18 protein-coding genes are annotated in these 14,585 nt (G+C 42.5%); 7 read left to right on the top strand and 11 right to left on the bottom strand.

From position 1 onward, the window contains the following. Window positions 1-554 precede the first annotated feature (554 nt). The 5 genes from FBF61_RS29740 to FBF61_RS29725 are packed head-to-tail and all read right to left on the bottom strand — an operon-like array spanning window position 555 to window position 3,027. The gene (locus FBF61_RS29740) at window positions 555-1,694 is read right to left on the bottom strand and encodes a hypothetical protein (protein WP_138484421.1); all 1,140 of its coding nucleotides are present in this window, start codon (window positions 1,692-1,694) and stop codon (window positions 555-557) included. Next, window positions 1,691-1,963, bottom strand: coding sequence for a hypothetical protein (locus FBF61_RS29735; RefSeq protein WP_138484419.1), 273 nt, complete (start codon window positions 1,961-1,963; stop codon window positions 1,691-1,693). Before FBF61_RS29735 ends, FBF61_RS29740 begins: the two co-directional genes overlap by 4 nt. A gap of 59 nt (window positions 1,964-2,022) precedes the next feature. After that, window positions 2,023-2,430, bottom strand: coding sequence for a helix-turn-helix domain-containing protein (locus FBF61_RS29730; protein ID WP_138484417.1), 408 nt, complete (start codon window positions 2,428-2,430; stop codon window positions 2,023-2,025). After that, window positions 2,427-2,564 (bottom strand): hypothetical protein, encoded by a 138-nt coding sequence (locus FBF61_RS34770; protein ID WP_166444646.1) that lies wholly within the window; start codon window positions 2,562-2,564, stop codon window positions 2,427-2,429. Before FBF61_RS34770 ends, FBF61_RS29730 begins: the two co-directional genes overlap by 4 nt. Window positions 2,565-2,595: 31 nt before the next feature. Beyond that, window positions 2,596-3,027 carry a beta-barrel fold lipoprotein gene (locus FBF61_RS29725; protein WP_138484415.1) on the bottom strand — a complete coding sequence of 144 codons (432 nt, stop codon included), beginning with the start codon at window positions 3,025-3,027 and terminating at the stop codon, window positions 2,596-2,598. 611 nt (window positions 3,028-3,638) lie between these two features. Here FBF61_RS29725 and FBF61_RS29720 point away from each other — a divergent pair. From FBF61_RS29720 to FBF61_RS29710, 3 genes are all read left to right on the top strand, one after another. After that, on the top strand, window positions 3,639-4,115 hold the full coding sequence (locus tag FBF61_RS29720; RefSeq protein WP_138484413.1) for a hypothetical protein: 477 nt from the start codon (window positions 3,639-3,641) through the stop codon (window positions 4,113-4,115). Between the two features lie 65 nt (window positions 4,116-4,180). Beyond that, the gene (locus FBF61_RS29715) at window positions 4,181-5,338 is read left to right on the top strand and encodes a DUF3800 domain-containing protein (RefSeq protein ID WP_138484411.1); all 1,158 of its coding nucleotides are present in this window, start codon (window positions 4,181-4,183) and stop codon (window positions 5,336-5,338) included. Between the two features lie 13 nt (window positions 5,339-5,351). Continuing rightward, window positions 5,352-5,669 (top strand): hypothetical protein, encoded by a 318-nt coding sequence (locus FBF61_RS29710; protein WP_138484409.1) that lies wholly within the window; start codon window positions 5,352-5,354, stop codon window positions 5,667-5,669. Window positions 5,670-5,769: 100 nt separating this feature from the next. Here the strand turns inward: FBF61_RS29710 and FBF61_RS29705 are convergent, their stop codons facing one another. The 4 genes from FBF61_RS29705 to ligD all read right to left on the bottom strand — a co-directional run bounded on the left by FBF61_RS29705 (window position 5,770) and on the right by ligD (window position 9,869). Further along, a complete protein-coding gene (locus tag FBF61_RS29705) occupies window positions 5,770-6,060 on the bottom strand; it encodes a hypothetical protein (RefSeq protein WP_138484407.1) in 291 nt (96 codons plus the stop codon). A gap of 123 nt (window positions 6,061-6,183) precedes the next feature. Continuing rightward, the gene (locus FBF61_RS29700; protein WP_138484405.1) at window positions 6,184-6,381 is read right to left on the bottom strand and encodes a DUF2188 domain-containing protein; all 198 of its coding nucleotides are present in this window, start codon (window positions 6,379-6,381) and stop codon (window positions 6,184-6,186) included. Window positions 6,382-6,409: 28 nt separating this feature from the next. Next, a complete protein-coding gene (gene xth / locus FBF61_RS29695; RefSeq protein ID WP_138484403.1) occupies window positions 6,410-7,186 on the bottom strand; it encodes an exodeoxyribonuclease III in 777 nt (258 codons plus the stop codon). A 1-nt stretch (window position 7,187) separates the two neighbouring features. After that, window positions 7,188-9,869, bottom strand: coding sequence for a DNA ligase D (ligD, locus tag FBF61_RS29690; protein WP_138484401.1), 2,682 nt, complete (start codon window positions 9,867-9,869; stop codon window positions 7,188-7,190). A 117-nt stretch (window positions 9,870-9,986) separates the two neighbouring features. Here ligD and FBF61_RS29685 point away from each other — a divergent pair, with 117 nt between their 5' ends. The 3 genes from FBF61_RS29685 (at window position 9,987) to FBF61_RS29675 (ending at window position 11,362) form a co-directional block, all read left to right on the top strand. Further along, a complete protein-coding gene (locus FBF61_RS29685) occupies window positions 9,987-10,163 on the top strand; it encodes a DUF3606 domain-containing protein (protein ID WP_138484399.1) in 177 nt (58 codons plus the stop codon). A gap of 111 nt (window positions 10,164-10,274) precedes the next feature. Next, entirely contained in the window at window positions 10,275-10,526 is a 252-nt protein-coding gene (locus FBF61_RS29680) for a hypothetical protein (protein WP_138484397.1), read from the top strand. Between the two features lie 2 nt (window positions 10,527-10,528). Beyond that, window positions 10,529-11,362: an SOS response-associated peptidase gene (locus FBF61_RS29675; protein ID WP_138484395.1), complete on the top strand. Its 834-nt coding sequence runs from the start codon at window positions 10,529-10,531 to the stop codon at window positions 11,360-11,362. A gap of 388 nt (window positions 11,363-11,750) precedes the next feature. Here the strand turns inward: FBF61_RS29675 and FBF61_RS29670 are convergent, their stop codons facing one another. Both FBF61_RS29670 and FBF61_RS29665 read right to left on the bottom strand, forming a co-directional pair. Continuing rightward, on the bottom strand, window positions 11,751-12,518 hold the full coding sequence (locus FBF61_RS29670; protein WP_138484393.1) for a hypothetical protein: 768 nt from the start codon (window positions 12,516-12,518) through the stop codon (window positions 11,751-11,753). 54 nt (window positions 12,519-12,572) lie between these two features. Beyond that, the gene (locus FBF61_RS29665; protein WP_262712841.1) at window positions 12,573-13,115 is read right to left on the bottom strand and encodes a LuxR C-terminal-related transcriptional regulator; all 543 of its coding nucleotides are present in this window, start codon (window positions 13,113-13,115) and stop codon (window positions 12,573-12,575) included. On the opposite strand from FBF61_RS29665, the gene FBF61_RS29660 reads away from it, so the two are divergent. After that, window positions 13,000-14,310 (top strand): ISL3 family transposase, encoded by a 1,311-nt coding sequence (locus FBF61_RS29660; RefSeq protein WP_262712840.1) that lies wholly within the window; start codon window positions 13,000-13,002, stop codon window positions 14,308-14,310. The two genes, FBF61_RS29665 and FBF61_RS29660, sit on opposite strands and share 116 nt — an antisense overlap. The last annotated feature ends 275 nt before the right edge of the window (window positions 14,311-14,585 follow it).

The following is a 14,585-nucleotide window of genomic DNA, read 5'->3' as shown; positions in this document are numbered from 1 at the left end:
TTGCTGCTGAAAAAAAAATCAACCAACTATGTTATTAGTTCGAAAGGTTTCACATTTCTTTTCCCCATTTGTTCAAATAATTAAATCATGAGCGTTAGCGAATACCGCTTTTCTTCTTTCTTTTTATAATTTTTATAATTTTAATATAATATTGATGTAGTATTCTGGACATACCCCCCGCTCAATTCGCTGGAAACGCAATAAATTGAGGTTTCTTACATGTAGTATTCTCGACAACGGATCTGCGATTTTACCTTACATGTAGCATTCTCGACAGCCGGCAAAATTTACATGTACTATTCTCGACAGCCAAAATTGATTACACGTAGCATTCCCGACAACCTACTTACTCTACATGTAGTATTTCTGACAACCGATTTTCGCTTTTTTGTGGATAACTTTGAAAAATAAGCACTTACATGTAGTATACCCGACAACCTAAGACGAAAGCGCGATTTCAGGCGAATGCAGACCTCAGTCCAGGGGTAAAGGCATTTTAAACAAAAAGGGAGGTGTAAACTAGTTACATCTCCCTACTAAGAATGACGATGCACTTAATTTAAGATGCTATGAGCCTTAATTGAAGTATTTGACATTTTTAAGTCAGCATCCCAAATGGAAATATGCTTTTTATAAGCTAATAAATAACAATTCATGAATACACTTCTTTTTATGGCCCAATCAGCACGAGGATTTGTTACCCATCTTTGGAAAGGATCTGATTCGTCCTCGTTGAAATTCAAGACTCTTTTCCCATAAAGGTTTGAGAATTCTGTTTTTAAATCAGCGGACAGTATGCTATGAAAATGATGATCGGCCTTGGTTTCTCTTAATTGGACTACACCTTCTGGCATAAAGTCCACTTTAATCCAAAACCCACGTATATGCTTATCGTCACTTCCGTGTTTTATCACAAATTCATAGGCAATCTTCAATCCTCCCTTTTCAATCAAATTATTGAGATACTTTGTGATTAGGCGCTTACGTTCAGCAGGTTCCGAAAAATGAACATCGCAGATCTTACAAAGAAAATCCACAGAATACCATGAATATTTTACCCTATCACTGATATTTTGATGCATTGCCTTGGATAGCATGAGGTACAATGTCTTCCGGCCATCTCCCCCCTTCCCTTTTCCAACTTTTGGATATCCCGTTACCTCGAAGGTGTAGTATCTACTTATAAATCCATTTAAAAAGTCTTCACTTAATCTGATATCATAGACTTTGCTATTACCATTTTTAGTATCCGTTGTGATCTTTAATTGTTTAATAATTTGGATACCTTCCATTTCAACTGTCCTACCTTGGTTAAGGTAGGAATATGCTTTGGAAAAGATGAGATTTCGACTCTGTAAGAGGTGCAATACGTAATCAAATACAGAAATGAACTGGTGGCCTTTGTATTCAATAATTTCCGCACTCTTGTCAGTAAGATAAGAATGCTTTGAAGATAGCTCACGTCTATCTCGACCGACAACTTTAATGAAGTCTGACATCGTGAATCTTGTGAATCCAAACATATCAGTTTTCAGACTAGTACTAATAAATATGATAAAGTCCCTGGCGATTTCATGATCCCTTCCGTAGGTCTTTTTAAGCGCATCAAGGTTATCCGCTATTGCTCTGTCGATTCTACTTATGACACGAGTATCAGTAAGAGGCAGCGTCAAAGCTAAAGATTGTTCGTTCATTGCTTATCAGATAGTTGTGAATAGGTATCAATCGAGTTTGCAAAAATCGTGGTAATAGATTCAAGGCTAACATTTAAGAATTTAGACAAGGCTATAAACTCGCTAAGTTTAAAAGACTCAGGATTATTAGACTTGTAATTAGTAAAGCTTGTGGGATTTTGATTTAAAGCCCGCGCGATATCAGCTTTTGATACCTGCTCGTAAAGATCATTGAGATTATTGATCTTCCCGTGACTTATCAAATGTGAAACTTTTGTGATATCCTTCATGAGTATAATTCTAAAAATCCTTTAAAGATATACATTTTTCTATATATGTATATATATTTTTATATACTATCGACATTTTTTGTAGACACATCTGCTACCGTCAGCTGAACACCCAAAGCAGCTAAGTATCTGAACAGAAATTTGGACGTATAATTATTATTTACCTTCGGATCACCTTCTATCGAGCTAACCTGTTCAGGACGAATTTTTGCCTTTTTAGAAGCCGCATATACCGTCCAACCAAAATCCTCTCGAATACCTTTAAGCACCTCTGAAAGATCCTTTTGAGCTTTTGCAGCTATATCCTCAATTTGTAATTCGTTATTCTCGACAGTAGGACTTTCAGTTTCTAAACTTGCGTAGAATTCCCTAAGCGACCTTAAAAGCTTAATTTTAATCTTTTTCTGTTCTTCCTCAGGAAGACTAGCAATAAGCTTATTTAAGTCCAGTTCGTCTATGTTACTCATTTTAGATCTTTTTTAGCAGAACGCTTAAAAAAAGAAAGAACAATATCTCTCATGAGCATAGCAATAAAACCTAAAACAGCAGATCCCATCGCTATTAAGATTGCATTTTGTATTATTTCATTCCAGTCTCTCATATCAAAACCTAATTAATTATGATGAATTTTACTATAGCATCAAACCTCCTTTGTACTCCCATGAATGATTCATTACTCCGCTCCCTGCTACTTTAAAAGATTTGTTATCAATTCGTTTACCGTCTTTATAAACATTAATAACAAACTCTGCCATTTCACCTGAGTCTTCTTTGGGTTCAGTATTAAATGTAACTTTTAACAGTTCCAATTTTTTAGATGACACAAACACATACTTTCTGTTGATTAACGCAGCTTCACTTAAAATAGGACCGGTTTCAACTGCTGTACCTTCATAAAACAAGGGCTGGCTAAACCCAATCTCTTTTTTATAGTCTTCATAACTTCCAGACTGAATGTATTCAACTTTAAATATAGAGCCAAGTTCAGGCGTAACAGTTTCAGAATCATCAGAACATGAAAGAAATAAAATGGAAGCCGACAACATTAAAAAGTATTTTCTCATAAGATAGTTATAGATGTTATAAATGCAAATTTATATTTTTTAAATAAAGATAATGCCTATTCTGGCTTCATAAATCTTAAACATCTTACTACCCAGCAATAGAATTACGATCTTCTAAGACATCTATGATAAATTAATTTTAAGGGTTTATCAACGCCGGCTTGTCAACCAGGACACTGCTAAAAATATGAAAATAATCAAATATTACAATATATTGTAGTACTTGGTTATAAATGTGCTGTGGATAAACAAGTAGACGTATATACGTTACGTTACCTGAGTTGTAAGTTAGCCGCTACGAACAAATCACTACGGATTTCGTTCGAGACCTTCCCACCAGGTGAAGTCTTACTTAGTTGATCAGTGTGATCAGACAGAGATAGTGAAGGTGACACTCAAAAAGCTTATAGTTCTAACTCCCATTTACATGTATGATTTACGGCAACCGAATAAGTGACATCGTGTCACTTATTCCAATAAAAATTCAGCTTATGCGTAGGTAAGACTGGTTGCAGGTTGGCACCTCAGTAAATGGTGTCATTCACGCATATGCAAGAAAACATTTTACATTGGTATATATTGCAAGTCAAATTTCACAAATACAAATCAAGATGGCATCAAAAGACATCCGGTTTTTCTTACCAGAAGAAAACCAGCCAAAAACAAAAGAGAAAGTCAAAGCAAAGGCGCTGCCGACTGGCTACATTTCCAACGCAGGCAAAATCATATTCCCAGCAGCTTCGATTGAAGAACTCGGGATTGAGCCCGATAGTACAAAATTTCAGGTTGGGACTGATCAGGGGAAACGTAAGATCAAAAATCTTTATTTGATCCCCACAGATCAGGAAAATGCTTTTTCCATCGTCCGGACCGGGCGCGGGTATTCCCTTCCTTTAGAGCTCATACTTTCCAAAGGAGGCATTGATTACAACGCTGTTAAATATACGTTTACTGCCTCGATCTTCGACCATGAAGGTAAAGCCGCTTACGCTTTGGCGATATCACCTGAGACGATCGTTGCAAAAGCACCATATACTGGTAAGCCACGGGGCCGCAAGCCAAGAACAGAGTTAGAAACTGATAATTGATCCGGAAGAACTATTAGACGGTAAGCGAATTTAAGAAAGTGACCAGGTCACTGCAACAGCGTATCATGCAACAACAGACCGCATATCTGAGCGAGTGGGGAAACAACACACTGGATTTTTCTAAAAAGACACCTTCTGGATTACCTGCTACTACCCATTTTATTGTATCGGCAATTATCCCGGCAAACCCGGGTGCACCAGAGTTACAAACAATTCTGGAAGCAGTCAGCCAACGCCATTTCAATGGTGGCCGCATAGATTCCGAGGTGGTCGGAAACGATCACAACAAGCGGAAAGAGATATTGGAAGATCTTGACGAAATTGATTTCAGAATATTTGCGCTGATCCTGGATAAGCGCCAGTTAAGCGGCCAGGGTCTCAGGTTTAAAGGTTCGCTTTTTAAATTCATGCATGGGCTTGTCGACCGCGAACTTTTCAATATCTATCCGGATCTGGAAATGATCGCCAGTCAGCCCGCTGATGAAGGCTTTTTAAAAGGGTTCATTGGTTACGTTCAGCAGAGCCACATCCCGAATCTTTTTAATGAATCAGCCTTTGGTTTTACCCAGCTGCAAGATAGCTTACTGGTACAAACGGCAGGGTTTATCGCGGGTAGCCTTGCCAGGTGTTATGATGAAACGGTCATCACCGATCAGCGCACAGCGTTCATAGAAGTTCTTAAAAGAAAACTGTTAACAATTAAGTTCTGGCCAGACGCTTTTGAGCACAACCTGGCTAACCCGCCAGTGCCCGGCCCCGCCTATGATCCGCTGCTCGCGGAACTGAGCGTAAAACTTGCCAACAGTTTTCTGCAGCGGAAGTCTTCTGACCGTGCACTGCAAAGCATCGACCAGGTAAGTTGTCTGGGTTATCTGCTATTCCATTTCCGGCACATCAACCCCACCAGGTATATTACCAGTTTCGAGCTGATGGAACATGTGGGGGCGAGAAGGGGAAAAAATGTTTCCTTGGATTACTTTCAGACAAAAGTGATAGCGCCTTTGCGCGATGCCGGCGTGCTCGTTGCCAGCAGTTCACGTGGTTATAAGCTTCCAGCAAGCCATCAGGACCTTTATGATTTTGTCAGTCATAGCAACACGATCATCGAGCCCATGCTTTCGCGGGTTAAAAAATTTCGAGACCAGATCGTAATTGCCACAGACGGAAAGTTGGATATTTTAGCGGCTGATGAATACGCCTTGATCCGGAAGGTGGTTGATTAGAAAACAATAAATAATGGTTGACTTAAATCTTCAAACGATCATTTATGGGCTTATTGACCAGCTTTCAACAGGGGATGTTCATTGTATGATCTATGGGGAATATAATTTCCTTTATTACGGTCAAATGATTCATTACGCCCCGATCTACTTATCTCAGGATACTGTTGAAATGATCGAGATTACCGAAGACGGTCTTAAAATTTCCATTTTACTGACTGGACGAAAATTGGAAGAAAGGCTTAATATCCGTCTTCGATTTGATAAAATCATCAAAATATGTAGTTACAAAACAGCAAATTTTTGTGGGGAACAAGTGCTTTTTGTTAAGTAATTTGCAAAAATCAACAGCAACCTGAACTACCTACATCCGGGGAGATATTCTGCCACTTCTGACTTTATTCCTGGTATTCGTTGAGCATATCACCAACACTTTAGACTTGCGACTTGCCGTCAATATATACCTTAAAATCACCCGAGGTAGCTTCTCCAAATGCCTTTTTATACTCCACTACCGAAATTTGACCCCAATCTTCACTAAATGCCTTTAAATCAATCCTGTCGCCAGGTTTCGAAAGATCGTATTCACGATGTTCTATAACTGGATCCGCGTTTAGGGAATTTATGACTTCGCAAACCGGCGGAGTTGCATTAGCCATTAAATGGGCATAATGGTAAATGCCATCCCGTTGCAATTTCCTAAAATACTGATCTTGATTATTCATAATTATTTACATCAAAAATCATCTGCATATATATTATGGCTGAATTACAGAAAACAACCTGCTTGATGGTCGAAATTTAACCATTTGACCATTTTAATGATTTCTTCTCCAAAGATAAGGCCACTATAAGGATTCTTTATCAGAGTCTCTCTTTTCCTTATCCTTGAAAAATAATCTTGCTTGCTTCAGGCCAGTAGCTATGGCCACTCCTTCATCAGCCCCGTCTTCCAGCAAAGCATTTGCAATTTCGACCGCCTTTTCCCTTAAATTAACTGGCTGGTTTTTATACGATGGTGGGTAATTTCCGTTGTACCAGGGCATAATTTTCAAATTTTGATAAACACTTAATTTATAAATCTTTGATTTCGATCCAGGTTGGTGCGTGGTCACTGGATTTCTCCCAACCCCTGACATGCGCGTCAACACCGCCAGCGGTAAGTCTACCAGAGATCTGAGGGCTAAGTAGAAAATGATCAAGTCTTAAACCAGCATTTCGGCCGTAAGCGTTCCGCAGATAATCCCAGAATGTATAGATCCGCTCGTTTGGATGCAGGTGCCGGATCGCATCAATCCACCCCTGTTTCACAAGCTCCTTGTATGCTTTGCGCGACTCTGGAAAATAAAGCGCGTTATCCATCCAGCGTTCGGGATTGTAAACGTCCAGCTCAGTTGGGATCACATTATAATCTCCGGCCAGCACGACTGGTACCTGTTCTGACAGCAAATACTTAGCATGTTTTTTTAACCTTTTAAACCAGGCGAGCTTATAATCGAATTTTGGTCCGGGTGCAGGGTTTCCGTTCGGGAGGTAAAGACAGCAGATCAGCATTTGATCCACAATCGCCTCTATATAGCGGCTGTGATCATCCAGGTCATCACCCGGAAGCGCGTTTCGGACCTCTATCAATTCTTTGCCTCTTGCCAGGATCGCAACGCCGTTCCACATCTTCTGCCCGTGCCAGATGGCATTGTATCCCGCATCCAAAAGGGCCTTCTGAGGAAATTTGTCTTGCGGGGCTTTCAGCTCCTGAAGACAAACAATGTCAGGCCGCGCTTCTTCAAGCCACCTGAGCAGCACGGCTAACCGGCCATTGATCCCGTTGATGTTATAGGTCGCGATTTTCATATTAGTCCGCTCCCACGATCTGGTGCAAATCAATCCCTTCCCCCAATACCGGTTTGAAAAGATCCCCTTGCTTTTTCAGCCGCTCCATCGCATTGAAGATCGCAAAATCTGACATTTTTAGGCCCGGTTTCACTTCTTCCCAATGGAGTGGCATCGATACCGTCGCGCCTGGCTTAGGCCGGACCGAGTAAGGTGCAGCAAGCGTTGCACCAGGACGGTTTTGAAGAAAGTCCAGATACATCTTCCCGTTCCTGGATTTGATCGCCCTTTCCAGACTAGTGAATTCCGGGATCTGGTCATGCACGAGGGTCACAACGATTCTTGCAAATTCCTTGGACTGCTCATAGGTATACTTGCCGCCAAACGGAATATAGATATGGATGCCCGTGGAACCGCTCGTCTTTGGGTATGAGGGAACGCCCAGTTCATCTAAAACACTCTTTGTTACCTGCGCGGCCTGGATCACCTGATCAAAGGTTGTCTTATCAGCTGGATCCAGATCGATGATGCACCAGGTCGGATTGTCCGGGTTTTCAGTTGTCGAGCTCCAGGGGTTAATTTCAATAGCACCCAGGTTGGCCATATATAGCAATGTTGCTTCCTCATTGGCTACCAGATAGTTCTTGTCTTCGGGCTCATCATTGCTATGGTAGCGGTAAGTGCTCATCCATTCGGGCACTTTTCCGGTTACATCTTTCTGATAGAAGCTCGGCCCCTTAATTCCGCCCGGATGCCGGTTCATCGATTCAGGCCTGTCTTTCAGGTAAGGCAGAATGAAGGGTGCAACCTGATAATAATAATTAAGCATATCCCGCTTGGTGATTTTCTCATCTGGCCAATAGATCTTATCCAGGTTGGTGAATTTGAGCTCATGACCCTGGAGCTTTTTGCACTGTGTTTTCTCCTTGGGGTTAAGAAGTGTTTTCCCTTCCAGCTTTTCTGGTGGTTTGACGACATCTTTAAGATCTGTGTCTTTGGGCTTTTCAACAACTTCTTCTGTTTCAGATGCTGTTTCAATAATTACATCTTTCGCATTCTTGTCTTCCCTCATAGCCAGAAACGACGGGTGCCGAAAAACGCCTTCGTCGGTAATCTCGGTAAAATTAATTTCACAGACTAGCTCCGGTTTCAGCCAGGTCGCTGTCGCATGTGGCGGGTTGCGCCGGAAGCGTGACGGTTTATTATAGTCCGGGGTTTCTTCAAATGGCGCTTTGTCAATAATCAGCGGTTTGAATTGGCTGATCATTTCTTTCTGCTGCTTGTCATTGAACCCTGTTCCTACTTTTCCGACATATTGCAGGCGGCCATCTTTGTATGCACCTAAAAGCAGCGCGCTGAAAAGTTTCGGAGAATCATCATTTTTAGTGTACCCGGCAATGATCACTTCCTGGCGTTTCTGCACCTTGATTTTCAGCCAATCTTTCGAGCGGTCACCAGTCAGATAAGTGCTACTGGATCTTTTGGCGATAATTCCTTCAAGCCCCATATCCTTTGCTACTTCGAAAAACTCGGTACCCCTTGCTTCTACACTGAAACCGCTGCGGATGATGCCATTTTCCGGGACCAGGGTCAGAAGGACCGCGCTCCGCTCCTTCTGCGTAAGCCCCATCAGGTTTTTACCATCCAGCCAAAGGATATCAAAGACATAAAACAGCAGCTCTCCATCGGCTTCGCTTCGCCAGTTTTGCAATGAGTTGAAATTGGAAATCCCTTTATCATTGACCACCACAACCTCCCCATCTATGATCGCATTCAGGTTCCACGCTTTGATCGCCGCCAGGACCGGGTAAAACTTATCGTTAAAGGATTTGTTATTGCGTGATTTCAGCTCAGCCTCACCCTTGTTCATAAATGCAAGTGCCCGGTAGCCATCCCACTTCACCTCGTATTGCCAACCGGCATCATCGAAAGGTGCGTCCACCAATGTGGCCAGCATAGGCGTGATACTAGTATCAAACTTACCTTTTGGGGCTTTCTTTAAAATAGCGTTTACATCCAGCTCGACCTTAGGAACATCGGTATCATCCGGATCCACTTGGTTCTCAAGGGCTCTCTTAACTACCTTTTTTGAAGCAGGTTTACTTTTCTCTTTTGGCTGCTGCCCATAAATATTCTCGCCGGTCTGGGCGATCTGCTCCAAATCCTGCCCTGAAATCACAGATTTGTCTTCCAGTGTAATGTCTTCTTTTGTCGCATACTCGTCTTCCAGTTTCATCAGTAGCCAGGCGTTCTCCCCTCTCCCATGCGCTTTTACCAATGCAAACTGGCCTTGAAGCTTCTGCCCACTCATCACAAACTTGATCTTGCCGCTGTAAAGCTGGTGCAAAAGGCTTTTCTCATTGGCCTTCTTGTCTTTACCTGGATCTTCTGCCGGCATGTAGATGCCTTCGTCCCAAACCATCACGGTGCCGCCCCCATACTCCCCTTGGGGTATGATACCTTCGAAAGTCCGGTAGTCGTACGGGTGGTCTTCCACCATCATGGCCAAACGTTTTACTTCCGGATCCATCGACGGCCCCTTGGGGACAGCCCAGCTTTTAAGAACACCTTCCATTTCCAGCCGGAAGTCGTAGTGCAGATGTGATGCTGCGTGTTTTTGGATCACAAACCGAAGCACATTTTTATCCGGCTTACCGCCAAACGGTTCAGGGGTTTTATGGGTAGACCGTTTTTCTTTTGACAAGGCTCATCTTTCTGTATGTAATAGCATTTAAAGGTGAGCAAAACACATCAAAGCACGTGCCAGCCCTGTCGGGTATGGATTTTTATGTAAAATGGTATCAACCAAACCATTACAGACATGGCAGACGACAAAACCAAACAAGGACCTGCTGACAGCAGCCGTATTAATTTAAGCGAAGATTATGAAGTTGCTTATTGGACTCAGGCTCTGGGTATCACCAAAGAAAAATTAACCGAAGCCGTCAAAGAAGTGGGGAGTTCGGCAAAGGCAGTGAGGGATTATTTAGGAAAGTAATAGTATACCTGGTTAGCACTGCCGGTATCATGCACATGGAACTCGACTGGCCTCATTGACTGATTAGATAATCCTCTATATAATTATATGTTAAGTTTAAAAAATTGAAATATGTTGTTTCAGGCCGATGACTTTGAGGTAGAATTCGAAGGAATGATGGTTGCCATCAAAGTGATGGATATGGCAGGTAGAACTGTTTTCAAGCTGGACTTTCCTGATGGAAGAAAATCATTGATGATCAGCAGATCAAGAGTTTTTGACGGCAGTAAGGTTTGGATGTCAATCCCCGAAGGAAGACAACCGGAAGCAATCCCAATTGGCGCGAAAATTGTTGAGCATTTTAAAAACACTAAAACCCAGTAAGCATGTGCTATTACAATGGTCAAAAAGTGACAAAAGCCGAATTCATACAGTTAATGCAACTCGAAAAAGCTGTTAAAGATTACGAATTTCTAAACCGCAATGTTACGCATGCATTCGAATTTGGAAACATCGCTGTCTTAAAACCGCGATACACACGCGACAACTTTGATATTGTCCAGATGGAATGGGGTTTTTTACCTAAATACGTAAAGAACCGCTCTCAGGTTGAAAAGTTCAGGAAAGGCTATAAGAAAAAAGATGGAACCTGGCAGAAGGGTTACGATACCCAGAATGCCAAGGGGGAAGAGCTTTTGTTCCCTGATAAAATTTACCGTGAAGCCGCCCTTGAGCGCAGATGCCTTATCTTATCCTCAGGTTTCTATGAATGGAGACATGAGTACGGAGTCAATAAACGCACCGGCGAGAAGAAAAAAACAGCCGATAAATATCCTCATTATATTGGTGTGAAGGACCAACCTTACTTTTACGTTGCAGGTATCTGGCAACCATGGACAGATCAGGATACTGGTGAAACAGTTGAAACGGTAAGTCTGGTAACTACCGAGGCAAATCCACTAATGGCAAAAATCCACAATTCCAAGAAGAGAATGCCAACCATACTGCCCGACAATTTATCGTGGGAATGGATGATGGACGACTTGCCGGAAGACCGGATTACCGAGCTTGCAACTTTCCAGCTCCCCCAGGACTTAATGGAAGCATGTAGCGTTCAAAAAGACTTTTTAAAAGCCGAAGATCCCACTGTTCCATTTATTTACGATGAGCTGGTTGCATTGGACAATCCCACTCCACCAACGCAGCCATCACTTTTTTAGTAAATCTAAACAGTTGAAACGTTGTGGAATTATGAAAAGCTGCTCCCAAATTGGAGCAGCTTGACCTGGTCAATATTCGCCAGGTAGTAAAATCACATTATTGGTAAAGTAGATTATTATATGTCCTGGGTTCTTACCCGATCACCTTGCACCGCAGGTCGGAAATGACCTCTGCCATGAACTGTATTAGTTGAGACTTAATCTGACAGTTAGTCTCATACGCCTTGCATTTTATAAATACGCTTCCTACTACTGTGGAAGACCTGCAAATCCATAAAATTCAAACGTCTATGACCAATTCAAATCATAAATGCCGCCCAAGAATTATCCAACAGGTCGTGGGGATCTGAAAATATTAATCCAATACAAGCGTCAGTTTTAATTGTCGTTATTGATACCCAACATCAAAAGCCCCTTCTGTTATAATTACTGTGCCTTTGGTTCCAGCTATGGCAGGTAGACTGCCTTTGAATGTACCGCTTACCTTTTTATTCTCAGGGTCGAAGGTTGTAATGATAACCGTTGAAGTGCCGTTTGCAGTTTTGCTACCCCAGGTTTTGAAACCGATAGTGCCATCATAGGCCGATACGTAACGGATTAATGATTTGGAAACTGCATCACAGACATATTTGCCAGTGCCGGTTACTGCGTCCAATTGTATGGTAAGTTCAAAGGCTTTATAACCCAATTGACCATACTTACCTTCAGACCTGAACTTCACTATGGTCAGCGTCTGATTTTTATATTGGGCTCTGGTTGAGAAGCCGCTTTTAAAGCTAATCGGTATGTCGGGCGTAGTGATAAGGTCTGTACTAAAAAAAAGGGCTACTGCGCTTTCTTGTTCTGCTTTGATCTCGATAGCCTGGTTGGCGGTGGGCATGTAACCTGTTACGGGCTCACCCATCACGGCATATGTTCCTGGTTTCAGCCTGGAAAAACTAAATCTACCGGTATTTGCGTCAGGTACGGTTTGCTGTATTTTATCTACCGGGTCACCATCCCTAAGAATAATTACTGTTGACGCCGAACCAATGGGCGAAACGGTTCCGCTAATGCTGCCGGTTTTTTCGTCTGCTTGGGGTAAGATGTTTTTCTTACGACAAGCGCCAAGGCAGGCGCTGCATAATAGCATGATAATAAGTACCTTCTTCATCATGCCAACAAAAATATCCTCCGATTTGAAAGTACACAATACCGCAAATTGCGGGATTTATCGGTTTAGCCACTTGTTTAGCCCGGCAGCTTTCAATGCATCTGCCTTACTATTTACTGCAAGTTTCTGGTAGATGTTCTTGATATGAGTGCGGACAGTTTCTTTGCTGATAAAAAGGTCAATGGCGATCCTGGAATAAGTTTTTCCTTGGGCTATACCCTGTAATACTTCTTTTTCCCTTTCAGAGAGCGGCGAGTCCTGCGGCTGGTTAAAAGATTGTACTACCATACGTGCAATGTTTAAACTCATTGGTGCACCGCCTGCAAAAGCTTCCGCAATGCTTTTAACAATATCGTCCGTGTCAGAATTTTTTACAATATAACCGCCGGCACCAGCGCATAACGAACGGAAAACCTTATCGCTATCTTCCAATACAGTAATAATTAGTACTATACATTTCGGTCTTCGTTTTTTGATCTGCATTGTGCCTTCTATACCGTTCATACCAGGCAGGTCAATATCCATTAGTACAAGCCCTGGTTCATCCTTTTCCAAATTTTGCAGCGCCTGTTCGCAATTGCCATATTGGCCTGCTACCAAGTACTCGGGGGTTATCGGAGTGGACGACTGGGTATTAAAAAAGGGCAGAACCTATGGTACAATCCTAGTGGACCTACATCAGAATAGGGTTATCGACTTATGGGAGGGACGTAGTGCTGAAGCGCTTGAAGCTTGGCTTAAACAACATCCGGAGGTGCATACCGTGGCCAGGGACAGGGCATCGGCCTATGCATCAGGTATTCGTAAGGGTGCCCCGCAAGCCAGGCAGGTAGCCGACCGCTTTCATTTGCTGGTTAACCTCAGAGAAGCACTCGACAGAGCAATGCAAAGACAAAGCGAAGCGATCAAAAAATGTTTCGTAGCCTTTCATGACAAGCAAAATGCACATAATCAATCCATTCCTTTTAACCATGAAACCGCATCTGGCAAGCGCACGCAAACTGAAAATTCCGAATTATTTACGGGAAATGTTAGTCCCCGTAGGCAGTTTAAATTTGAGCAAACCAAGAAACTCTATGCTCAGGGGCATAGTATCAACGCCATAGCCGCTCACCTGAAATCAAACAGGAAATCCATAAGGAGATATATCCATTTGGATGTCTTGCCAGCTCGGAATACCCCAACCATCTCCGAGCATTCGACCAATTTCGATCACTTCATTCCATACATCCAACAGAATTATGGGCCACAGACGACTTATAAGCAGCTTCTTGCGGACATGATAGCACAAGGCTTTAACGGCAAATACACCAGCTTTTGCGAAAGAATGAACCGGCTTGTAGCGCAAAATTTAGTGGGGCAGCCCCTGGATAAACCCCAAGCACTTGCCAGACAGCAAACCTGTTCAAGCACCAAGCTCGCCTTCATTGCCCTCACAGACACATCCTTATTGCCAGCTAAGGATCTGGAATTCTTTACTTTTCTCTGCCAGCAAAGTGCACCAATTCAGAAGGCCGCCGAGCTTGCCCGACAATTCAAAGCACTCTTGGGAAAACAGCACCACGGCAGTCTTGACGAATGGCTGAAAAGTGCCTCGCACCCCGAGTCGCTTTTGAAAAACTTTGCAAAAGGCATCAAGAATGACCATCACGCCGTTGAACAAGCGATTAATTCCGATATCTCAAGCGGTAAAGTAGAAGGCCACATTAATAAGCTGAAAACAATCAAGAGATCTATGTACGGAAGGGCCGGAATTGACCTGCTTACAAAAATGTTACTGGCTAAAAACAGATAGCCCCACCATCAAAAGTGAAGAAGAGCCCGATATTGACCACTGTGATTCGGTTTAGACTGACCATGCTATTTCAGACTGAATTGACCATGATATTGTCCTCGCTAACAGAAAGTTAACAAAAAGTCCAATAGTTTCTATGAGTGGTCATTTTGACACGGAATTAGGTGGTCTGACGTCCCGTATTCTCCAATCTGTGGTCGAAATTTGTGACGGATTTTCTCCTTTCTTTTAATTTAACCCCCTAGCGAAATCGGGTAAAGCAGATCCGGAAGATA

The organism is Dyadobacter bucti (assembly GCF_005869225.1).
GTDB lineage: Bacteria > Bacteroidota > Bacteroidia > Cytophagales > Spirosomataceae > Dyadobacter > Dyadobacter bucti.
This window is presented reverse-complemented; position numbering and strand designations above follow the sequence as displayed.

What these genes read in the sequence shown, in the direction of transcription:
- FBF61_RS29680 (WP_138484397.1), top strand. Translation starts at nt 10,275, where the DNA reads ATGTTGTTTCAGGCCGATGACTTTGAGGTAGAATTCGAAGGAATGATG.
- FBF61_RS29700 (WP_138484405.1), bottom strand. Translation starts at nt 6,381, where the DNA reads ATGCCCTGGTACAACGGAAATTACCCACCATCGTATAAAAACCAGCCA.
- FBF61_RS29710 (WP_138484409.1), top strand. Translation starts at nt 5,352, where the DNA reads ATGGTTGACTTAAATCTTCAAACGATCATTTATGGGCTTATTGACCAG.
- FBF61_RS29725 (WP_138484415.1), bottom strand. Translation starts at nt 3,027, where the DNA reads ATGAGAAAATACTTTTTAATGTTGTCGGCTTCCATTTTATTTCTTTCA.
- FBF61_RS29715 (WP_138484411.1), top strand. Translation starts at nt 4,181, where the DNA reads ATGCAACAACAGACCGCATATCTGAGCGAGTGGGGAAACAACACACTG.
- FBF61_RS29720 (WP_138484413.1), top strand. Translation starts at nt 3,639, where the DNA reads ATGGCATCAAAAGACATCCGGTTTTTCTTACCAGAAGAAAACCAGCCA.
- FBF61_RS29705 (WP_138484407.1), bottom strand. Translation starts at nt 6,060, where the DNA reads ATGAATAATCAAGATCAGTATTTTAGGAAATTGCAACGGGATGGCATT.
- xth (WP_138484403.1), bottom strand. Translation starts at nt 7,186, where the DNA reads ATGAAAATCGCGACCTATAACATCAACGGGATCAATGGCCGGTTAGCC.
- FBF61_RS29730 (WP_138484417.1), bottom strand. Translation starts at nt 2,430, where the DNA reads ATGAGTAACATAGACGAACTGGACTTAAATAAGCTTATTGCTAGTCTT.
- FBF61_RS29740 (WP_138484421.1), bottom strand. Translation starts at nt 1,694, where the DNA reads ATGAACGAACAATCTTTAGCTTTGACGCTGCCTCTTACTGATACTCGT.
- FBF61_RS29670 (WP_138484393.1), bottom strand. Translation starts at nt 12,518, where the DNA reads ATGATGAAGAAGGTACTTATTATCATGCTATTATGCAGCGCCTGCCTT.
- FBF61_RS29735 (WP_138484419.1), bottom strand. Translation starts at nt 1,963, where the DNA reads ATGAAGGATATCACAAAAGTTTCACATTTGATAAGTCACGGGAAGATC.
- FBF61_RS29675 (WP_138484395.1), top strand. Translation starts at nt 10,529, where the DNA reads ATGTGCTATTACAATGGTCAAAAAGTGACAAAAGCCGAATTCATACAG.
- FBF61_RS29685 (WP_138484399.1), top strand. Translation starts at nt 9,987, where the DNA reads ATGGCAGACGACAAAACCAAACAAGGACCTGCTGACAGCAGCCGTATT.
- FBF61_RS34770 (WP_166444646.1), bottom strand. Translation starts at nt 2,564, where the DNA reads ATGAGAGACTGGAATGAAATAATACAAAATGCAATCTTAATAGCGATG.